Below are 15,286 nucleotides of genomic sequence, written 5' to 3'. Positions count from 1 at the left end.
TTCGGCGTCGATCTACGGCGCGCCTGCAATCATCGGCTGCGTCTTCATTTGCACCGCCGTCCGAGGGTTGCGGGCGATACTGGCCTAACGCCTCGTCCGATGGCAAGAATATCCGACGTGTGGTAGTGGACGTTTCACCGGGGTGAATCCGTCCACGATCAGGAAGGATATTCAAGCTTGCAAGTCGCCGCCTTCCCGTCCGACCGAGCTGAAGAGATCCTCGTGTCGGCTTCCAAGCTGTTTGCCCGCCATAGCTATGCGAATGTGACGATGGAGCAGGTCGCAGCATCGGTTCGATCGGTGCCGGGAGCGCTGTACCACTACTTCCGCGACAAGGAAGACCTGATCTTTCACTGCTACCTGCGCGGTCTTGCGATCTACAGGCACGAAATCGAGACGGCGGCCGAACCCGGGATAGACGGGCTCGAAATCGTCAGGCGCTTCATAAGAGCCCGGCTGCGGCCTGAAGGCCAGCGCATGATCCTGTTCTCCGACATCGATGCACTGGCTGCGTCTTACAGCAAAGACGTGCATGCCAGGCGCTGGCAGAATGCCGCGCTGCTCGCCGACTTTCTGAAGCGTGGCATTGCCGACGGCTCGATTGCCTGCGAGGAGCCGCTCCTTACGGCCGTCGCCCTCATCTCCATCCTGGATTGGGTTCCGTTCTGGTTCTCCGAGCGCGACTATTATTCGCGCCAGCAGGCGATTGATGCCATTGACGACATCATCACGCACGGGGTGTATCGGCGTGAGATTGCCTTACCGGACATGCCTGAAGCGCCGAGCCTGGCACCATTTCTCCAGTCCCGCTCGAAATTGAACAAGCGCGCCGCGAAGCTGGACAGGATGCTCTCGATTGCTTCGGACAGTTTCAATCGAAGGGGCGCGTCCGGTACGTCGCTCGAGAGCATCGCGGCGGAGGCAGGCATGACCCGCGCCGGCATCTATTATCATTTCAGCGAGAAGGAGCGCCTCTTGCTGGCTTGCCTGCGAAGAGGTCTGGCCGGTGAGATCGGGATTCGAGAATATTTGCAGGACCTGAGGCTCGGGGCGTTCGATTACGTCGTCCAGAGAGTCCGCCTGTTGTTGATGCTGCACGATACCCCTTGCGGCCCGAAGGCGACCTACCACAACATCAACTATCTCAACGACGTTGACCGCAAGCACTATGTCAGACAGGTGCTCGCAACGATCCAGCAGGACCAGAGAAACCACCAGTGTTGGATCGACGAGGGATACTTCCGCAGCGTCGACACTTACTTCGCCGAACGCGTTCTGACTGGAATGGGCCACTGGTACCCGATCTGGTTCAGGGACGAGCGGAGCTGGTCTCCGATGCAGATTGCCGATTATTTTTCGCGGCTGTTCCTTTTGGGGCTCAAGCCCCGTCGGGCAGTGGTATAAAGCAACCAATCTGAGACCCTGATCGCGCTCTTCATCCTTTCCCGTTCGGACTTGATGACAGCCGCAGATTGAGCGCGGCTTTGATCCCAAAAGTTGCCTGTGAATTCAATATTCCGGACGGCGCGCGGCAATCTTCACGTTGAGGCCGCAATTACTTCTTGCACCAAAACTTTACACAGTATTCAATATTGGAGTAGCGAAGAGTGGGCGCGACCGACGTTGTGAGTCAGCTTCGATCGCCAAGGACAAGAACATACAAAAGGGAGAAGGCCAGGATGCACAAGCTCGCAATTGCTGCGGCGGCAGCGCTGACGATGCTCGGAGGAGCGGCATTCGCGCAGGAAACAATCAAGTTCGGCTACATCGATCCGCTGTCCGGCGGTGGCGCCAGCATCGGTGAAGGCGGCTTGAAGACGTTCCAGTATCTGGCTGACGAGATCAACGCCAAGGGCGGCATATTGGGCCGCAAGATCGAGATTCTGCCTCTCGACAACAAGACCAACCCGCAGGAAAGCCTGGTGCAGGCGCAGAAGGCCATCGATGCCGGCGCCCGCTTCATCACGCAAGGCAACGGCTCGTCGGTCGCCGCAGCGCTGTCCGACTTCGTTACCAAGAACAACACGCGCAATCCCGGCAAGGAAGTGCTCTACTTCAACTATGCCGCCGTAGATCCGAGCCTGACCAACGAAAAGTGCAGCTACTGGCATTTTCGCTGGGATGCGAGCTCCGACATCAAGATGGAAGCGCTCACCAGCTACATGAAGGACGTCCCCGCGATCAAGAAGGTGTACCTGATCAACCAGGACTACTCCTTCGGCCAGTCGGTGCGTGCGGATGCGCGCAAGATGCTGGGCGCCAAGCGGCCCGACATCCAAATCGTCGGTGACGAACTGCATCCGCTGTTGAAGATCACCGACTTCTCGCCTTATATCGCCAAGATCAAGGCTTCGGGCGCCGATAGCGTCGTGACCGGCAACTGGGGCCAGGACATCGCACTGCTGCTCAAAGCCGCGGCGGACGCCGGCCTGAAGGTCAATTGGTACACCTACTATGCCGGCGGCGCTGGTGGTCCGACCGCAATCAAGCAGACCGGTCTCGACCATCAGGTCTTCCAGATCACCGAGGGCTTTGCCAATTCCGGCCACCAGCCGGCGATGGACTTCGAAAAGACCTTCCGTGCCAAGGTCAACATGTCGCTTTGGTATCCGCGCGCCGTCAACGAGATGCGCATGTTCAAGGCCGCGGCCGAGAAGGCCAACTCGCTCGACCCGGTGAGGGTCGCGGCTGCCCTCGAGGATCTCAAGTTCGAGGTGCTGGATGGCGGTGAGGGCGTCATGCGCAAGGACGATCACCAGTTCTTCCAGCCGATCTACATCTCCTCCTTCGGCAAGCTCGCTGCAGACGAGCCGTTCGACGAGGAAGGCACCGGCTGGGGATGGCATCTGGTTTCCAAGATCGACACATCCAAGACGATGGTTCCCACAACCTGCAAGATGACCCGGCCGTAAGCCTGGAATAGCTTTGCCTTCCCGCAGCCGACAGCGGCTCGCGGGAAGGTTGCTGCTCGCATCCGGACCGACTTCGCCGGGGCCGTTTCTGTCCCGGCCAGAGGTGTGATTACTGTGCTTGAACTGATCGTTATATCGACGCTGAACGGTCTGCTGTTCGGCATGCTGCTGTTCCTGCTGTCGAGCGGCCTGACCGTCATCTTCAGCATGATGGGCGTGCTCAACTTCGCCCATGCCAGCTTTTACATGCTCGGCGCCTTCTTCGGTTTCCAGCTCACCAAATGGATTGGCTTCTGGCCGGCCCTGCTGCTGGCTCCGCTGCTGGTCGGCGCGATCGGCATGGCGGTCGAGCGCTACGGCCTGCGCAATACGCACAAGCACGGCCATGTGGCGGAGTTGCTCCTGACCTTCGGTCTTGCGTTCGCGATCGAAGAAATCGTGGCGATGATGTGGGGCAGGAGCCCCGTCGATTACCGCGTGCCGGCGCTGCTCGACTTTCCGGCCTTCACGATCTTCTCGACGAATTATCCCGCCTACAAGATTTTCATGCTGGCCGTGTCGATCCTGATATTCATCGTGTTGCTGATGGTGCTCAAGCGCACGAGGGTGGGCCTGATCGTTCAGGCCGCGCTGACGCATCCTCATATGGTGGGGCATCTCGGTCACAATGTCGGACGCATATTCATGCTGGTGTTCGGCGTCGGCAGCGCGCTGGCGGGAATTGCCGGCGTGATCGCCGGTCCGGCGCTGGTGACGCAGTCCGACATGGCCGCGGCGCTGGGACCGATCCTGTTCGTCGTCATCGTGTTTGGCGGCCTCGGCTCCTTGCCGGGCGCCTTCATCGCCTCGCTGGTGATCGGCCTGATACAGACCTTCGCGGTGGCGCTGAACGGTTCGTTGGCGAGCGCCTTCGGTCCGCTCGATCCGTCGGCAGGGCCGTCCGTGCTCACCGACATCTGGAACGTCACCATTGCCCAGGTGGCGCCGATCGTACCCTACCTGCTGCTGGTGATCATTCTGATCGTACGCCCCATGGGCCTGATGGGGACGCGCGAGACATGAACGCCAAAACGACATCGACGCCGACATCGACAATCGCAGGGAAGCCGGCCGGCGACGGCCTGCGCTTCTACGGCATATGGCTTGCCGGCATCGCCGTGCTGATCGTGCTGCCGCTGATCTTCTCCTCCGGCGGCTCGCTGACGTCCTTCAGCCTGATCGGCATCGCGATCGTGTTCGCGCTGTCCTACAACATCCTGCTCGGCCAGACCGGCCTCTTGTCGTTCGGCCATGCGGTGCATTACGGCCTCGGCGGCTTCGCAGCGTGCCACATGATGAATGCAGTGGTCTCGCACGGCTGGCCAATCCCGCTGCCGTTCATACCGCTGTTCGGTGGACTCGGCGGCCTCGTTTTCGCGATCATCATCGGCTGGCTGATGACCAAGCGGGCTGGTACCGTGTTCTCGATGATCTCGCTCGGCATTGCCGAACTGGTGGCGTCGTCCTCGCTGATCCTGCGTTCGGTGTTCGGCGGCGAGTCCGGAATATCGACCGACCGCACGGCTTTGCCGAAGATCTTCGGCTTGAGTTTCGGCCCGCAGCTTCAGGTCTATTACCTCATCGCGTTCTGGCTGGTGATCTCGGCCGTCGCGATGTATGCGCTGACGCGGACCCCGCTGGGGCGAATCAGCAATGCGGTGCGGGACAACCCCGAGCGCGTCCAGTTCATCGGTTATGATCCGCACGTGGTGCGCTACATCGCCTTCTGTTTTGCCGGCTTCTTCGCTGGCGTGGCAGGGGGCCTGGCCGCGATCAACTTCGAGATCGCCAACGCCGCCTATCTCGGCGCGATCCAATCCGGCCTCGTGCTGTTCTCGACCTTCATTGGCGGCGTCGCGTACTTCTTCGGACCCATCCTGGGTGCAATCCTCGTGACCTATCTTCAGCTCGGGCTGACCAGCGTCACCGGCGTGTGGCAGCTCTATTTCGGCATTATCTTCATCGGCATCGTGATGCTGTCCCCCGGCGGCATCGCCGGGCTGGTCATGATGCACCGGCCGCTGGTTCGCGCCGGAACTCTGCCGACGGTGATCCCTTCCTATCTGATCGCGGCGGTGCCGACCTTGGCACTGGCTTGCGGTGTGATCCTGACGATCGAATCGATCGCGCGCACGCATAGCGGTCAGGGCAATCCGATCAACCTGTTCGGCGTTGCCTTCAGTCCGGCGTCGCCGCTGACGTGGGCGAGCGCGGCGGTCCTCCTCATCGGCGGCTTCTTCGTCGCGCGCCTGAGCTGGCGGCGCGTCGCCGAGGCATGGGACCGCGCGGCGACGGTCGCGCGCGATCGGGGGTACTTGGCATGACGGCAGCGATCGAAGTCCGCGCCGTTGAGAAGCGCTTTGGCAATGTCGGCATCATCCGCGATCTCAATCTCAGCGTCGCGCAAGGTGAGCGTCACGCCATCATCGGTCCGAACGGTGCCGGGAAATCGACGACGTTCAATCTCATCAGTGGCCACATCAAGCCGACCTCGGGCGAGGTGAGACTGAACGGCGATGTGATCTCCGGCCTCAGGCCGTTCGAGATCAACCGGCGCGGCCTGTCGCGGTCGTTCCAGGTCACCAACGTATTCGCGCGCATGTCGGTCTGGGAGAACGTCCGCTGTGCCGTGCTGTGGGCGACGGGGCACCGTTACGCCTTCTGGAAGAACGTCGATAGCCTGCCGGAGGTGCGCGAGCGCACGGCGCAAATCCTCGACGACATCCATCTGACGCATCGGCGCGATGTTCCGGCCGGCTTGTTGACCTACGCGGAGCAGCGCGAACTCGAGATCGGCATCACCATCGCCAGCGGCGCGACCGTCGTGCTGCTGGACGAACCGACGGCGGGCATGAGCCACGCCGAGACCGACCGCGCGGTGTCGCTGATCCGGCGCCTGACCGAGGGCAAGACCCTGGTCATCGTCGAACACGACATGAGCGTTGTGTTCGGCCTGGCCGACCGCATTTCCGTGCTGGTCTACGGCCACATCATTGCTTCCGGCACGCCGGAGGAGATCAGGCGGGACCCGAAAGTTAAGGAAGCCTATCTCGGCGAGGAGGCGCACTGATGCTGGAGGTCAGGGACCTGCACGCCTATTACGGCAAGAGCCACATTCTCCAGGGCGTCGATCTCGACGTTGCGGCAGGCGAGGTCGTCAGCCTGCTCGGCCGCAACGGCGTCGGACGTTCGACCACTGTCAAGGCGATCATGGGCGAGGTTGCGCCGCAAGGCACGATCCGCTTCAAAGGCAAGGACATCGCGGGGCTGCCGAGCTACAGGATCGCGCGCCTCGGTCTCGGCTATGTGCCGGAGCATCGGGACATCTTTCCGGGGCTGACGGTCCGCCAGAATCTGCTCCTCGGCATCAAGGATACGCGGCGTCCCGGCAAATGGCAGCTTCAGGACATGCTCGACATGTTTCCGAATCTTGCCGCGCGGGCAGATACGCCTGCGGGGGTGCTGTCAGGCGGCGAGAAGCAGATGCTCACGACGTGCCGGACCCTGATGGGCGACCCCGATCTCATCATGATCGACGAGCCGACCGAAGGTCTTGCGCCCTTGATCGTGCAGCAGGTCGGCGATCTCATCGCCCGCATTGCGCAGGCCGGCGTCGCAATTTTGCTCGTCGAGCAGAAGCTGTCGATTGCGATGAAGATCTCCAACCGCGTCTACGTCATGGGGCACGGTCGTGTGGTCTTCGAAGGTACGCCCGAGCAACTGAAATCAAACAGCGACGTTCGCGCGCAATGGCTGGAAGTGTGAGGGAAGCCGGCGGGTTCGACCGCAATGGCGCGATGCCCTCGACAAGGACGTCCGCCCGTAACGGCTGATGTTCCTCAGCGTGGTCGGAAGGGGAGGCCCACAGCGGATCACTGCTCCCGCAGGCTCCGTCCGGTGTCCGCATGGCCCGAGCTTGCGGGGATTTAACTTGGTTCCGATCGAGTGCCCCTTTAACGTTCCGCGTGCGCCTATCACGTGTGGTCACGAATGCCTTTCGCGTTGCTCGTTCCACAAGGGACCTAGGCGCAGGTGCGACAATCTAAAGGCTATGTTATTGTAAACAAAGCGAAATACGTGAGTGTCGATGCTCGTGATGCAGGCGCGTGGTTGAAACTGGGTACATGATCCGTGACGGCATTCGGTAAACTCGTCCGCACCACGGCGTTCCGGCTGACGCTGGTCTATCTGCTGCTGTTCGCGATGTTCGCGGCCTCGCTGCTGGCCTATTTCGCCTGGAATACGCGGCGGCTGATCACCGAGGAGATCACGCAGACCGTCAATGCCGAGACCTCGGAGATCAACGAGATCTACGACCGCCGCGGCCTAGTCGGTCTCGTGCGCACGATCGAGTATCGGGCGCTGCGGCCAGGCGCCAATCTCTATCTCGTGACCACGCCGACGGGCCAGGCGATCGCCGGCAATGTCGGCTCGCTGGCGCCGGGCGTTATGGCGACGCGCGGCTGGTCGGAGACAGCCTACCGGCGGATCGAGGACAGCGATGACCGCGATCATCGCGCGCTCGTTCGCGTCACCGAATTGGAGAACGGCTTCCGGCTTCTGATCGGCCGCGACTTGGCCGAGCGGCGGCGCCTGTTCGGCATCGTCGCCAAGGCGGCGCAATTTTCGGTCCTGATCGTCGTCGTGCTCGGCCTCGGCGGCGGCATCTTCGTCGCGCGGCGGGTGCTGAGGCGCATCGACGCGATGACCGGCACGGCGCAGCGGATCATGACCGGCGATCTCAGCGAGCGCCTGCCCGTAGGGCGCAGCGGCGACGAGATCGATCGCCTCGCCGAGAACCTGAACGCCATGCTGGAGCGGATCGAGGCGCTGATGGCGGGACTGAAGGAGGTTTCCGACAACATCGCCCACGACCTCAAGACGCCGCTGACACGGCTGCGCAATCGCGCCGAGGAGGCGCTGGCGAGATCGGGCTGCGAGGCGGATTATCGCGCCGCGCTGGAGCGGACCATCGAGGAGTCCGACGGGCTGATCCGGACCTTCAACGCGCTGCTGATGATCGCGCGCGCGGAATCCGGACAGGCGCGCGGCAACATGGACGACTTCGACGCCGCAGAGGTCGCGGAGGGCATCCACGAGCTCTACGAGCCGCTCGCCGAGGACGACGGCATGACCCTGAAGGTCAAGTGCGAGCCGACGCCGGTTCATGCCAATCGCGAGCTGATCAGCCAGGCGCTCGCCAATCTTGTCGAGAACGCGATCAAATACGGCCAGCCCGCGGCACAGCCAGCGGGAACCGTGGTCAGCATGGACGCGAGGCAAATCACGATCGAGGCGAGGCGCGACGGCGACCAGGTGCTGCTCAGCGTCACCGATCGCGGCCCCGGCATCCCCGAAGCCGACCGCAAGCACGTCATCGAGCGATTCGTGCGGCTGGAGGCCAGCCGCACGCTGCCGGGCTCGGGCCTCGGCCTCAGCCTCGCCTCGGCGGTGGCGACGTTGCACGGCGGCGAATTGCGCTTGGGCGATGCCCATCCCGGCCTCGTCGCCACGCTCGTGCTGCCGGCGCGCGCGGGCGCCGGCGACAGGGTTGCTCCGCCAACACCGGATGTGCCACAGAAGGTGGCATGAACCACTCCGCGCCGGGAAACGCGGACAAGCATGGTGAGAGGCTGGCCGCACGCTTCGCGGAGGCTCCCCATATTGCCGCTTCCGCAACCGACGAACGCCGTTTCGAAAGCTGGCTGGCCGAGCTCGAGCCGGCGCAATCGGCCCGTCTTGAAACGCATCTCGGCCATCCCTTCGCCCGCGAGATACTGACCGGGATTGCGGAATTCTCGCCCTATCTGTTCGACCTGGTGCGCGCCGATGCCTTGCGCCTGATCCGGCTGCTCGAATGCGATCCGGATGCGCATCTGACGGCGCTGATCGCGGAGGCGCGCAGCGCGGTGCTCGCGGCTTCGGAGGAGGCCGAGGTGATGCGGCTGCTCCGCCGCATGAAGGCTGAGGCTGCGCTCCTGATCGCGCTGTGCGACATCGGCGGTGTCTGGCCGGTGATGCGGGTGACGGCGGCGCTGACCGATGTCGCGGTGTCCTCGGTGCAGGCGGCGCTGCAATATCTGCTGCGGCAGGAAGCCGCACGCGGCAAGCTCTCACCGCCCAATCCCGAGGCACCCGAAGAGGGCTGCGGGCTGATCGTGCTCGCGATGGGCAAGATGGGTGCGGGCGAGCTGAACTATTCCAGCGATATCGATCTCATCGTGTTCTTCGATCCCGATGCGACGACCCTCGCGCCCGATATCGAGCCGCAGCCGTTCTTCGTCCGCGTGACGCAAGGCATGGCGCGCATCCTGCAGCAGCGCACCTATGATGGTTACGTCTTCCGCGTCGATTTGCGGCTGCGGCCCGATCCGTCCTCGACGCAGGTGGCGATCTCGCGGGACGCCGCGCTGAACTATTACGAGCGGGAAGGGCGCACCTGGGAGCGCGCCGCGATGATCAAGGCGCGGACCTGTGCCGGCGATTCAAAAGCGGGCGAGGCATTGCTCGCCGAGATCGGGCCGTTCGTCTGGCGCAAGCATCTCGACTTTGCCGCACTTGCCGACGTACACGACATGAAGCGGCAGATGCAGACCTATCGCGGCCAGAGCGAGGTTGCGGTCGAGGGCCACAACGTCAAGGTCGGACGCGGCGGCATTCGCGAGATCGAATTCTTCGCGCAGACCCAGCAATTGATTGCCGGCGGCCGCCATCCGGAATTGCGAGTGCGGCCGACACTGCGGGCGCTTGACGTGCTCGCCGCCAGCAACTGGATCACTGTGGCGGCGCGTGACGAGCTGGCGACCGCCTACGAATTCCTGCGCCGTGTCGAGCATCGCCTGCAGATGATCGCCGACGAGCAAACCCACACGCTGCCGGAGGACAAGCAAGCGGTCGAGCGCTTTGCGTGGTTCTTCGGCTATCGGACTCGGGAGGCCTTTGCGCGCGACCTCTTGCGCCAGCTCCAGATCGTCCAGGGCCATTACGAAAAACTGTTCGAGGGCGATGACCCCACCGGCACGGCGAGGCTGCCGGCGCTCGACTACGGTGCGGGCCCCGATGATCCGCGCCTGCTGCAGCACCTCGCGACGCTCGGCTTCAAGAAGCCCGCCGCGGTCGCGCAGACGGTGCGCGACTGGATCACCGGCGACTATCGCGTCTTCCGCGTTGAGGCGACGCGAAGCGCCTTCGTCGAGTTCGTGCCGGCCTTGATCGACGGCCTTGCCCATGCCGAAGAGCCGGATCGCGCCGTCGTTTCGTTCGATCATTTCCTCGGCGCGCTGCAGCGCGGCGGCCGGCTGATCACGCTGCTCGGCCAGAACCGCGATCTCGTCGCGCTGGTGGCGCTGGTGCTGGGAGCCGCGCCGCGGCTCGGCGACATGCTGGCGCGGCAGCCTCAGCTGATGGACGGCCTGATCGATCCGCGCTTCTTCGGCGCCATGCCCGACAGGCAGGAAATGTCGGGGCGGCTCGCGACCACCGTGCAGGACGCCGGCTCATACGAGGAGTTCCTCGATCGCCTGCGCCTGTTCGGGCAGGAGAGCCTGTTCCTGATCGGCACACGCATCCTCTCCGGCACCGTCTCGGCGCAGCAGGCGAGCACGGCCTTCGCCGACGTCGCGGAGGGAATCGTCCACACCGTGCACGGTCTCGTCGCCGATCGCTTCGCCGCCCAGCACGGCCGCATCAAGGGTCAGGAGACCGCGATCGTCGCGATGGGCCGGCTCGGCAGCCGCGAGATGACGGCCTCGTCCGATCTCGACCTGATCCTGCTCTATGATTTCGACGGCGACCATCCGGACTCCGACGGGGTGAAATCGCTTCACGGCGCACACTATTTCGCCCGTTTCACCCAGCGCCTGATCAGCGCCTTCACGACCCGCACCAATTACGGCGTGCTCTACGAGATCGACATGCGGCTGCGGCCCTCGGGACGCGCAGGTCCGGTGGCTTCGAGCCTCGTCTCGTTCGCGGACTACCAGGCGAACGAAGCCTGGACCTGGGAGCACATGGCATTGACGCGTGCGCGCGTGGTCTCGGCTTCGCCCGAATTCCGGGAACGGATCGAGCGCGTCATCCGCGATGTCCTGACCCGCCGCCGCGATCCCGCCATCACCGCCAACGACGTCGCCGACATGCGGCGCGCGATCGCGCAGGAGAAGGGCGAGGCCGATTGCTGGGATCTCAAGCATGCCGCCGGCGGCATGGTCGATATCGACTTCATCGCGCAGTATCTCCAGCTCGTGCACGCGCACGACAAGCCCGAGATTCTCGACGTCAGCACCATGCAGGTGCTGGAGAATGCCTGCAGGATCGGCGTGCTCGCGCAATCCGAGACGGAGATTTTGCGGGCCGCGGCGCGGCTCTATCACGACCTCACGCAGATCCTGCGTCTCTGCGTCAGCGAGCGCTTCAAGCCTGATACCGCCGGCACCGACCTGCAGCGCGTCATGGCGCGCGCCGGCGACGCGCCGGACTTCTCCTCACTGGAGGCGCGGGTGAAGGAGACCCAGAGCGAGGTGCGGCGCGTGTTCAGGGCGCTGCTGGAAGGGTCATAGCCTGCTTCAGCGCGGTGACCGAGCTCATCGCTCAGAAGCTGCGATTGCGGATTCCGATCGATTTGCAACCGCAATCCATCGATACGGATTGGTCATGAAAGTTGGGTCGGCTGCGGGTTTTTGCGTGTTGGTGCAGGCCCGGCGTGCTAGCTTGCGTGCCACGATGGAATCCGAGGGGACGGCCGGTTGATCGACAAGCTTGAACTATTGCTGGCGCTGGCGAAGGAGCGGCATTTCGGACGCGCGGCCGAGGCCTGCGGCGTGACGCAACCGACGATGTCGACCGGGCTCAAGCAGCTCGAGGAGATTCTCGGCGTGATGCTGGTCCAGCGCGGCTCGCGCTTTCAGGGATTTACCCCCGAAGGCGAGCGGGCGCTGGACTGGGCGCGGCGGATCGTCGGCGATGCCCGCGCAATGCGCGACGAGATCAACGGGCTGAAGCATCAGCTCTCCGGCGAGATCCGGATCGCGGCGGTCCCGACCGTGCTCGGCATGGTCGCCGCGCTGACGACGCCGTTCCGTGCCAAGCATCCGGAGGTGCGCTTCCGCATCCAGTCCACCACCTCGTCCGAGGTGCTGGGGCTCTTGGAAAATCTCGAGGTCGATGCGGGGCTGACCTATATCGAGAACGAGCCGATCGGCAAGGTGCGCACCATCCCGCTCTACAACGAGAGCTATCGCCTGCTCACCGCGCCGGACGCCATGTTCGGCGATCGCGAGACGGTGACCTGGACCGAGGTCGGGCAGGTGCCGCTGTGCCTCTTGACGCCAGACATGCAGAACCGCCGCATCATCGACCGCGCATTGCGATCGGTCGGCGCGGAGGCGACGCCGACGCTGACCTCGAACTCGCTGCTGGTGCTGTTCACGCACGTCAAGACCGGGCGCTGGGCCAGCGTGATGCCGGCCAAGCTCGCCGAGACACTCGGCCTGTCCGACACCGTGCGGTCGATCCCGATCGTCGACCCCGAAGTCAATTACAGCATCGGCCTGGTGATCCCGCAGCGCGATCCCATGACGCCACTGATCGCGGCTCTGGTCAACGTCGCGCGCGAAGTCGCGCCGACGCTGCAATCGTAAGCGGAAGGTCTTTTGGCTGAGCCGAGTGAACCGAGAGCTCTTCTTCCCCTCTCCCCTTGTGGGAGAGGGTGGCTCGCCGCGTAGCGGCGAGACGGGTGAGGGGTATCTCTCCTCCCGAAAGTATTGCGCGTGGATAGACACCCCTCATCCGGCGCTTCGCGCCACCTTCTCCCACAAGGGGAAAAGGGCATCCCAGATCGAAACTGACTCGATCGTTGCTCGCGGTTTTAAGCCGCAGCCGATATCCCCGATCCCGCCTTCACCGCATCCCGCGGCAGGGTCACGCGCACGACGGTGCCGACGTCGATCTTCGAGCGCAGGCGCATCGAGCCGCCGTGGAGCTGCGCCAGTGAGCGGGCGATGGCAAGGCCGAGGCCCGAGCCGTGATAGGTCTTGGTGAGCTGGCTCTCGACCTGCTCGAAGGGGCGCCCGAGCCGCGCCAGCGAATGCGGTGCGATGCCGATGCCGGTGTCGGCGATCATCAGCACGATCCTGTCGTCGAGCTGCCGGCTGCGTACCACGACGCGTCCGCCGTCGGGCGTGAACTTCACCGCGTTGGAAAGCAGGTTGACGATGATCTGCTTCGTGGCGCGGCGGTCGGCGACGACCGAGATGGATTTCGCGATGTCGGCATCGAGCGTCAGGTGCTTGTCCTGCGCACGGCCGGTGACGACCCGCAAGGATTCGGCGAGCGTCTGCGCGAGGTCGAGCTCTTCCATGTCGAGCTTCATGCGGCCGGCCTCGATCTTGGACATGTCGAGGATGTCGTTGATGACCTCGAGCAGATAATGGCCGCTGGTCAGGATGTCCTGGCAATATTCCTGGTACTTCTCGCTGCCGAGCTCGCCGAACATGCCCGAGCCCATGATCTCGGAGAAGCCGATGATGGCATTGAGCGGCGTGCGCAGCTCGTGGCTCATATTGGCGAGGAATTTCGACTTGGTCTGGTTGGCTTCCTCGGCGCGGGTCTTCTCGCGCTGGTACTTTTCGGCGAGGTCGGCGAGCTCGACCGCCTGACGCTCCAGCGCGGCCTGCGAGCGCTTGAGGTCGATGACGGTGGCGCGCAGGCGCAGATCGTTGTCGACCAGCTTCTGCTCGTGCTCCTTGATGCGGGTGATGTCGGTGCCGACCGAGACGTAGCCGCCGTCCTTGGTGCGGCGCTCGCTGATGTGCAGCCAGCTGCCGTCATCGAGCTGCGCCTCGAAGGTGCGTGCGCCCGGGCCCTGGGCCGCGGTCTCGTTGTGGCGGGTGCGCACCTCCGGCATGCGGCCGACCTCGAGCACGGTCTCGTAGGAGGTGCCGGGGATGACCGCGGTGTCGGGCAGCTTGTGCAGGCGCTGGAAGTGCGAGTTGCAGAGCACCAGGCGGTCGCTCGCATCCCACAGCACGAAGGCCTCCGGAATGGTCTCGATCGCGTCGCGCAGGCGGAGGTCGGCTTCCACGGTCTTTTCGGCGAGGCTCTTCTGCTCGGTGATGTCGACCGCGATCCCGATCAGGTGGACGCTGGAATCGGTCGCCCCGCGCGTCTTCTCGCAGCGGACGCGGAGCCAGATCCAGTGGCCGTCGACATGCTGCATGCGGAAGGTCTGGTCGATATGGTCGATCTTCTCGGAGATGAGCTGGTCGGCGATCGCGAACAGGTCGATGTCGTCGGACTTCACCAGCGCATTGACCTCTCCGAAGGTGAGGAGTTCGTGACGGCCGTCGAGACCGAGGATCGAGAACATCGACTGCGACCAGAAGATCCGGCCGCGCGACAGGTCCCAGTCCCACAGCCCGCAGCGGCCGCGGTTGAGCGCGGTGTCGATGCGGCCGCGCACCGCGTCGTTGATGAGATCGCCTTCGCGGGCGCGGGTCGACTGCCAGTGGAAGGCGAAGCCCAGGATCAGGACGACGAAGCCCGTGGTCGCCGACAGCGTCACCGAAAGCGCGGCGTCCGAGCCCCAGATCGGCTCGTTGCGCTCCTGGATCACGGTGACGAAGCCGGGCAGTGACTTGATCTGCCGCGAGGTCGCCATCGCCGCGTTGCCGCTCGGCAGCGTCAGGTCGGAGACGTTGGCGTCGCGTGGCGGCGCCGCGACCAGCTGCGCGGTCGTGATCGCATCGAGCAGGCGGTCGTTGCCGATCGGGTCGCTGTCGGCCGGGATGCGCGCGAGGATGCGGCGGTCGATGCCGGCGGAGGTGACGATGACGTGCCGGCCCGAGGCCGTGGCCCAGGACGGAATGAGATCAGGCAGCAGCGTCGGCAGGCCCTCGATGGTCTTGAGCCGCTCCTGGCGAACCGAAGTGAGGCGGTCGATGCGCTCGGCGAGCAGGTCGGCGAGCGCCGAAATGTCGTGTCGGATCACCAGCCGCTTCTGGCGCGTTTGATCGACCACCTGCACGAAGGCACCGAGGCAGATCGTGATCAGGAAGGCGATGATGAGCGTCGGCACGGCGCGACGCAGCGCCGGCTCCGCGATCAACAGCCGATGATAGGCAGGTTTCGCGATCGATTGCGCCAATCCCTTGATCGAATCGGATTGGACGCACGCGTTCGCGGCGTCTGCACGCGACATGCCTTCGGCCCCCTGAAAAACGAGTTCCGGAAGCAGCCCCACGTCACTTCCGAATCACACCGATTTGAATCCAGTTTTCGCGAGCTGTCGAGAGTCAACGAATCGTTAACGCGAAATTATTCTTATCCAACACGCAGTT

At 64.0% G+C, this 15,286-nt stretch carries 10 protein-coding genes; 9 read left to right on the top strand and 1 reads right to left on the bottom strand.

The window, feature by feature from the left end; all coding sequences use genetic code 11:
* Nucleotides 1–177 precede the first annotated feature (177 nt).
* The 9 genes from I6F31_RS25280 to I6F31_RS25240 all read left to right on the top strand — a co-directional run bounded on the left by I6F31_RS25280 (nt 178) and on the right by I6F31_RS25240 (nt 12,589).
* Nucleotides 178–1,404 (top strand): TetR family transcriptional regulator, encoded by a 1,227-nt coding sequence (locus tag I6F31_RS25280; RefSeq protein ID WP_225145986.1) that lies wholly within the window; start codon nt 178–180, stop codon nt 1,402–1,404.
* A gap of 275 nt (nt 1,405–1,679) precedes the next feature.
* Nucleotides 1,680–2,912, top strand: a complete 1,233-nt coding sequence (locus I6F31_RS25275) for a branched-chain amino acid ABC transporter substrate-binding protein (RefSeq protein ID WP_225145985.1) — start codon at nt 1,680–1,682, stop codon at nt 2,910–2,912.
* 114 nt (nt 2,913–3,026) lie between these two features.
* Entirely contained in the window at nt 3,027–3,974 is a 948-nt protein-coding gene (locus tag I6F31_RS25270; protein ID WP_036005767.1) for a branched-chain amino acid ABC transporter permease, read from the top strand.
* Nucleotides 3,971–5,275: a branched-chain amino acid ABC transporter permease gene (locus I6F31_RS25265; RefSeq protein ID WP_225111756.1), complete on the top strand. Its 1,305-nt coding sequence runs from the start codon at nt 3,971–3,973 to the stop codon at nt 5,273–5,275. Before I6F31_RS25270 ends, I6F31_RS25265 begins: the two co-directional genes overlap by 4 nt.
* Nucleotides 5,272–6,021, top strand: a complete 750-nt coding sequence (locus I6F31_RS25260) for an ABC transporter ATP-binding protein (RefSeq protein WP_036005761.1) — start codon at nt 5,272–5,274, stop codon at nt 6,019–6,021. The genes I6F31_RS25265 and I6F31_RS25260 overlap by 4 nt, the downstream gene beginning before the upstream one ends.
* Nucleotides 6,021–6,716: an ABC transporter ATP-binding protein gene (locus I6F31_RS25255; protein WP_036005758.1), complete on the top strand. Its 696-nt coding sequence runs from the start codon at nt 6,021–6,023 to the stop codon at nt 6,714–6,716. Before I6F31_RS25260 ends, I6F31_RS25255 begins: the two co-directional genes overlap by 1 nt.
* A gap of 366 nt (nt 6,717–7,082) precedes the next feature.
* Nucleotides 7,083–8,543, top strand: a complete 1,461-nt coding sequence (locus tag I6F31_RS25250; RefSeq protein WP_225145984.1) for an ATP-binding protein — start codon at nt 7,083–7,085, stop codon at nt 8,541–8,543.
* A complete protein-coding gene (locus I6F31_RS25245; RefSeq protein WP_225186291.1) occupies nt 8,540–11,509 on the top strand; it encodes a bifunctional [glutamine synthetase] adenylyltransferase/[glutamine synthetase]-adenylyl-L-tyrosine phosphorylase in 2,970 nt (989 codons plus the stop codon). The genes I6F31_RS25250 and I6F31_RS25245 overlap by 4 nt, the downstream gene beginning before the upstream one ends.
* A 186-nt stretch (nt 11,510–11,695) precedes the next feature.
* The gene (locus I6F31_RS25240) at nt 11,696–12,589 is read left to right on the top strand and encodes a LysR family transcriptional regulator (RefSeq protein ID WP_036005748.1); all 894 of its coding nucleotides are present in this window, start codon (nt 11,696–11,698) and stop codon (nt 12,587–12,589) included.
* A gap of 227 nt (nt 12,590–12,816) precedes the next feature.
* Here I6F31_RS25240 and I6F31_RS25235 read toward each other — a convergent pair whose 3' ends face one another.
* Nucleotides 12,817–15,147, bottom strand: coding sequence for a PAS domain-containing sensor histidine kinase (locus I6F31_RS25235; protein WP_036005929.1), 2,331 nt, complete (start codon nt 15,145–15,147; stop codon nt 12,817–12,819).
* Between the last annotated feature and the right edge of the window lie 139 nt (nt 15,148–15,286).

It is taken from the genome of Bradyrhizobium sp. NBAIM01 (assembly GCF_020194115.1).
GTDB classification, from domain to species: Bacteria; Pseudomonadota; Alphaproteobacteria; order Rhizobiales; family Xanthobacteraceae; genus Bradyrhizobium; species Bradyrhizobium yuanmingense.
The sequence above is the reverse complement of the archived record's forward strand: the minus strand, read 5'-3'. Positions and strand labels throughout refer to the sequence as shown.

Bases quoted from the DNA above. Each gene is read 5' to 3' on its own strand.
- I6F31_RS25235 (WP_036005929.1), bottom strand. From the start codon at position 15,147: ATGTCGCGTGCAGACGCCGCGAACGCGTGCGTCCAATCCGATTCGATC.
- I6F31_RS25275 (WP_225145985.1), top strand. From the start codon at position 1,680: ATGCACAAGCTCGCAATTGCTGCGGCGGCAGCGCTGACGATGCTCGGA.
- I6F31_RS25255 (WP_036005758.1), top strand. From the start codon at position 6,021: ATGCTGGAGGTCAGGGACCTGCACGCCTATTACGGCAAGAGCCACATT.
- I6F31_RS25245 (WP_225186291.1), top strand. From the start codon at position 8,540: ATGAACCACTCCGCGCCGGGAAACGCGGACAAGCATGGTGAGAGGCTG.
- I6F31_RS25260 (WP_036005761.1), top strand. From the start codon at position 5,272: ATGACGGCAGCGATCGAAGTCCGCGCCGTTGAGAAGCGCTTTGGCAAT.
- I6F31_RS25265 (WP_225111756.1), top strand. From the start codon at position 3,971: ATGAACGCCAAAACGACATCGACGCCGACATCGACAATCGCAGGGAAG.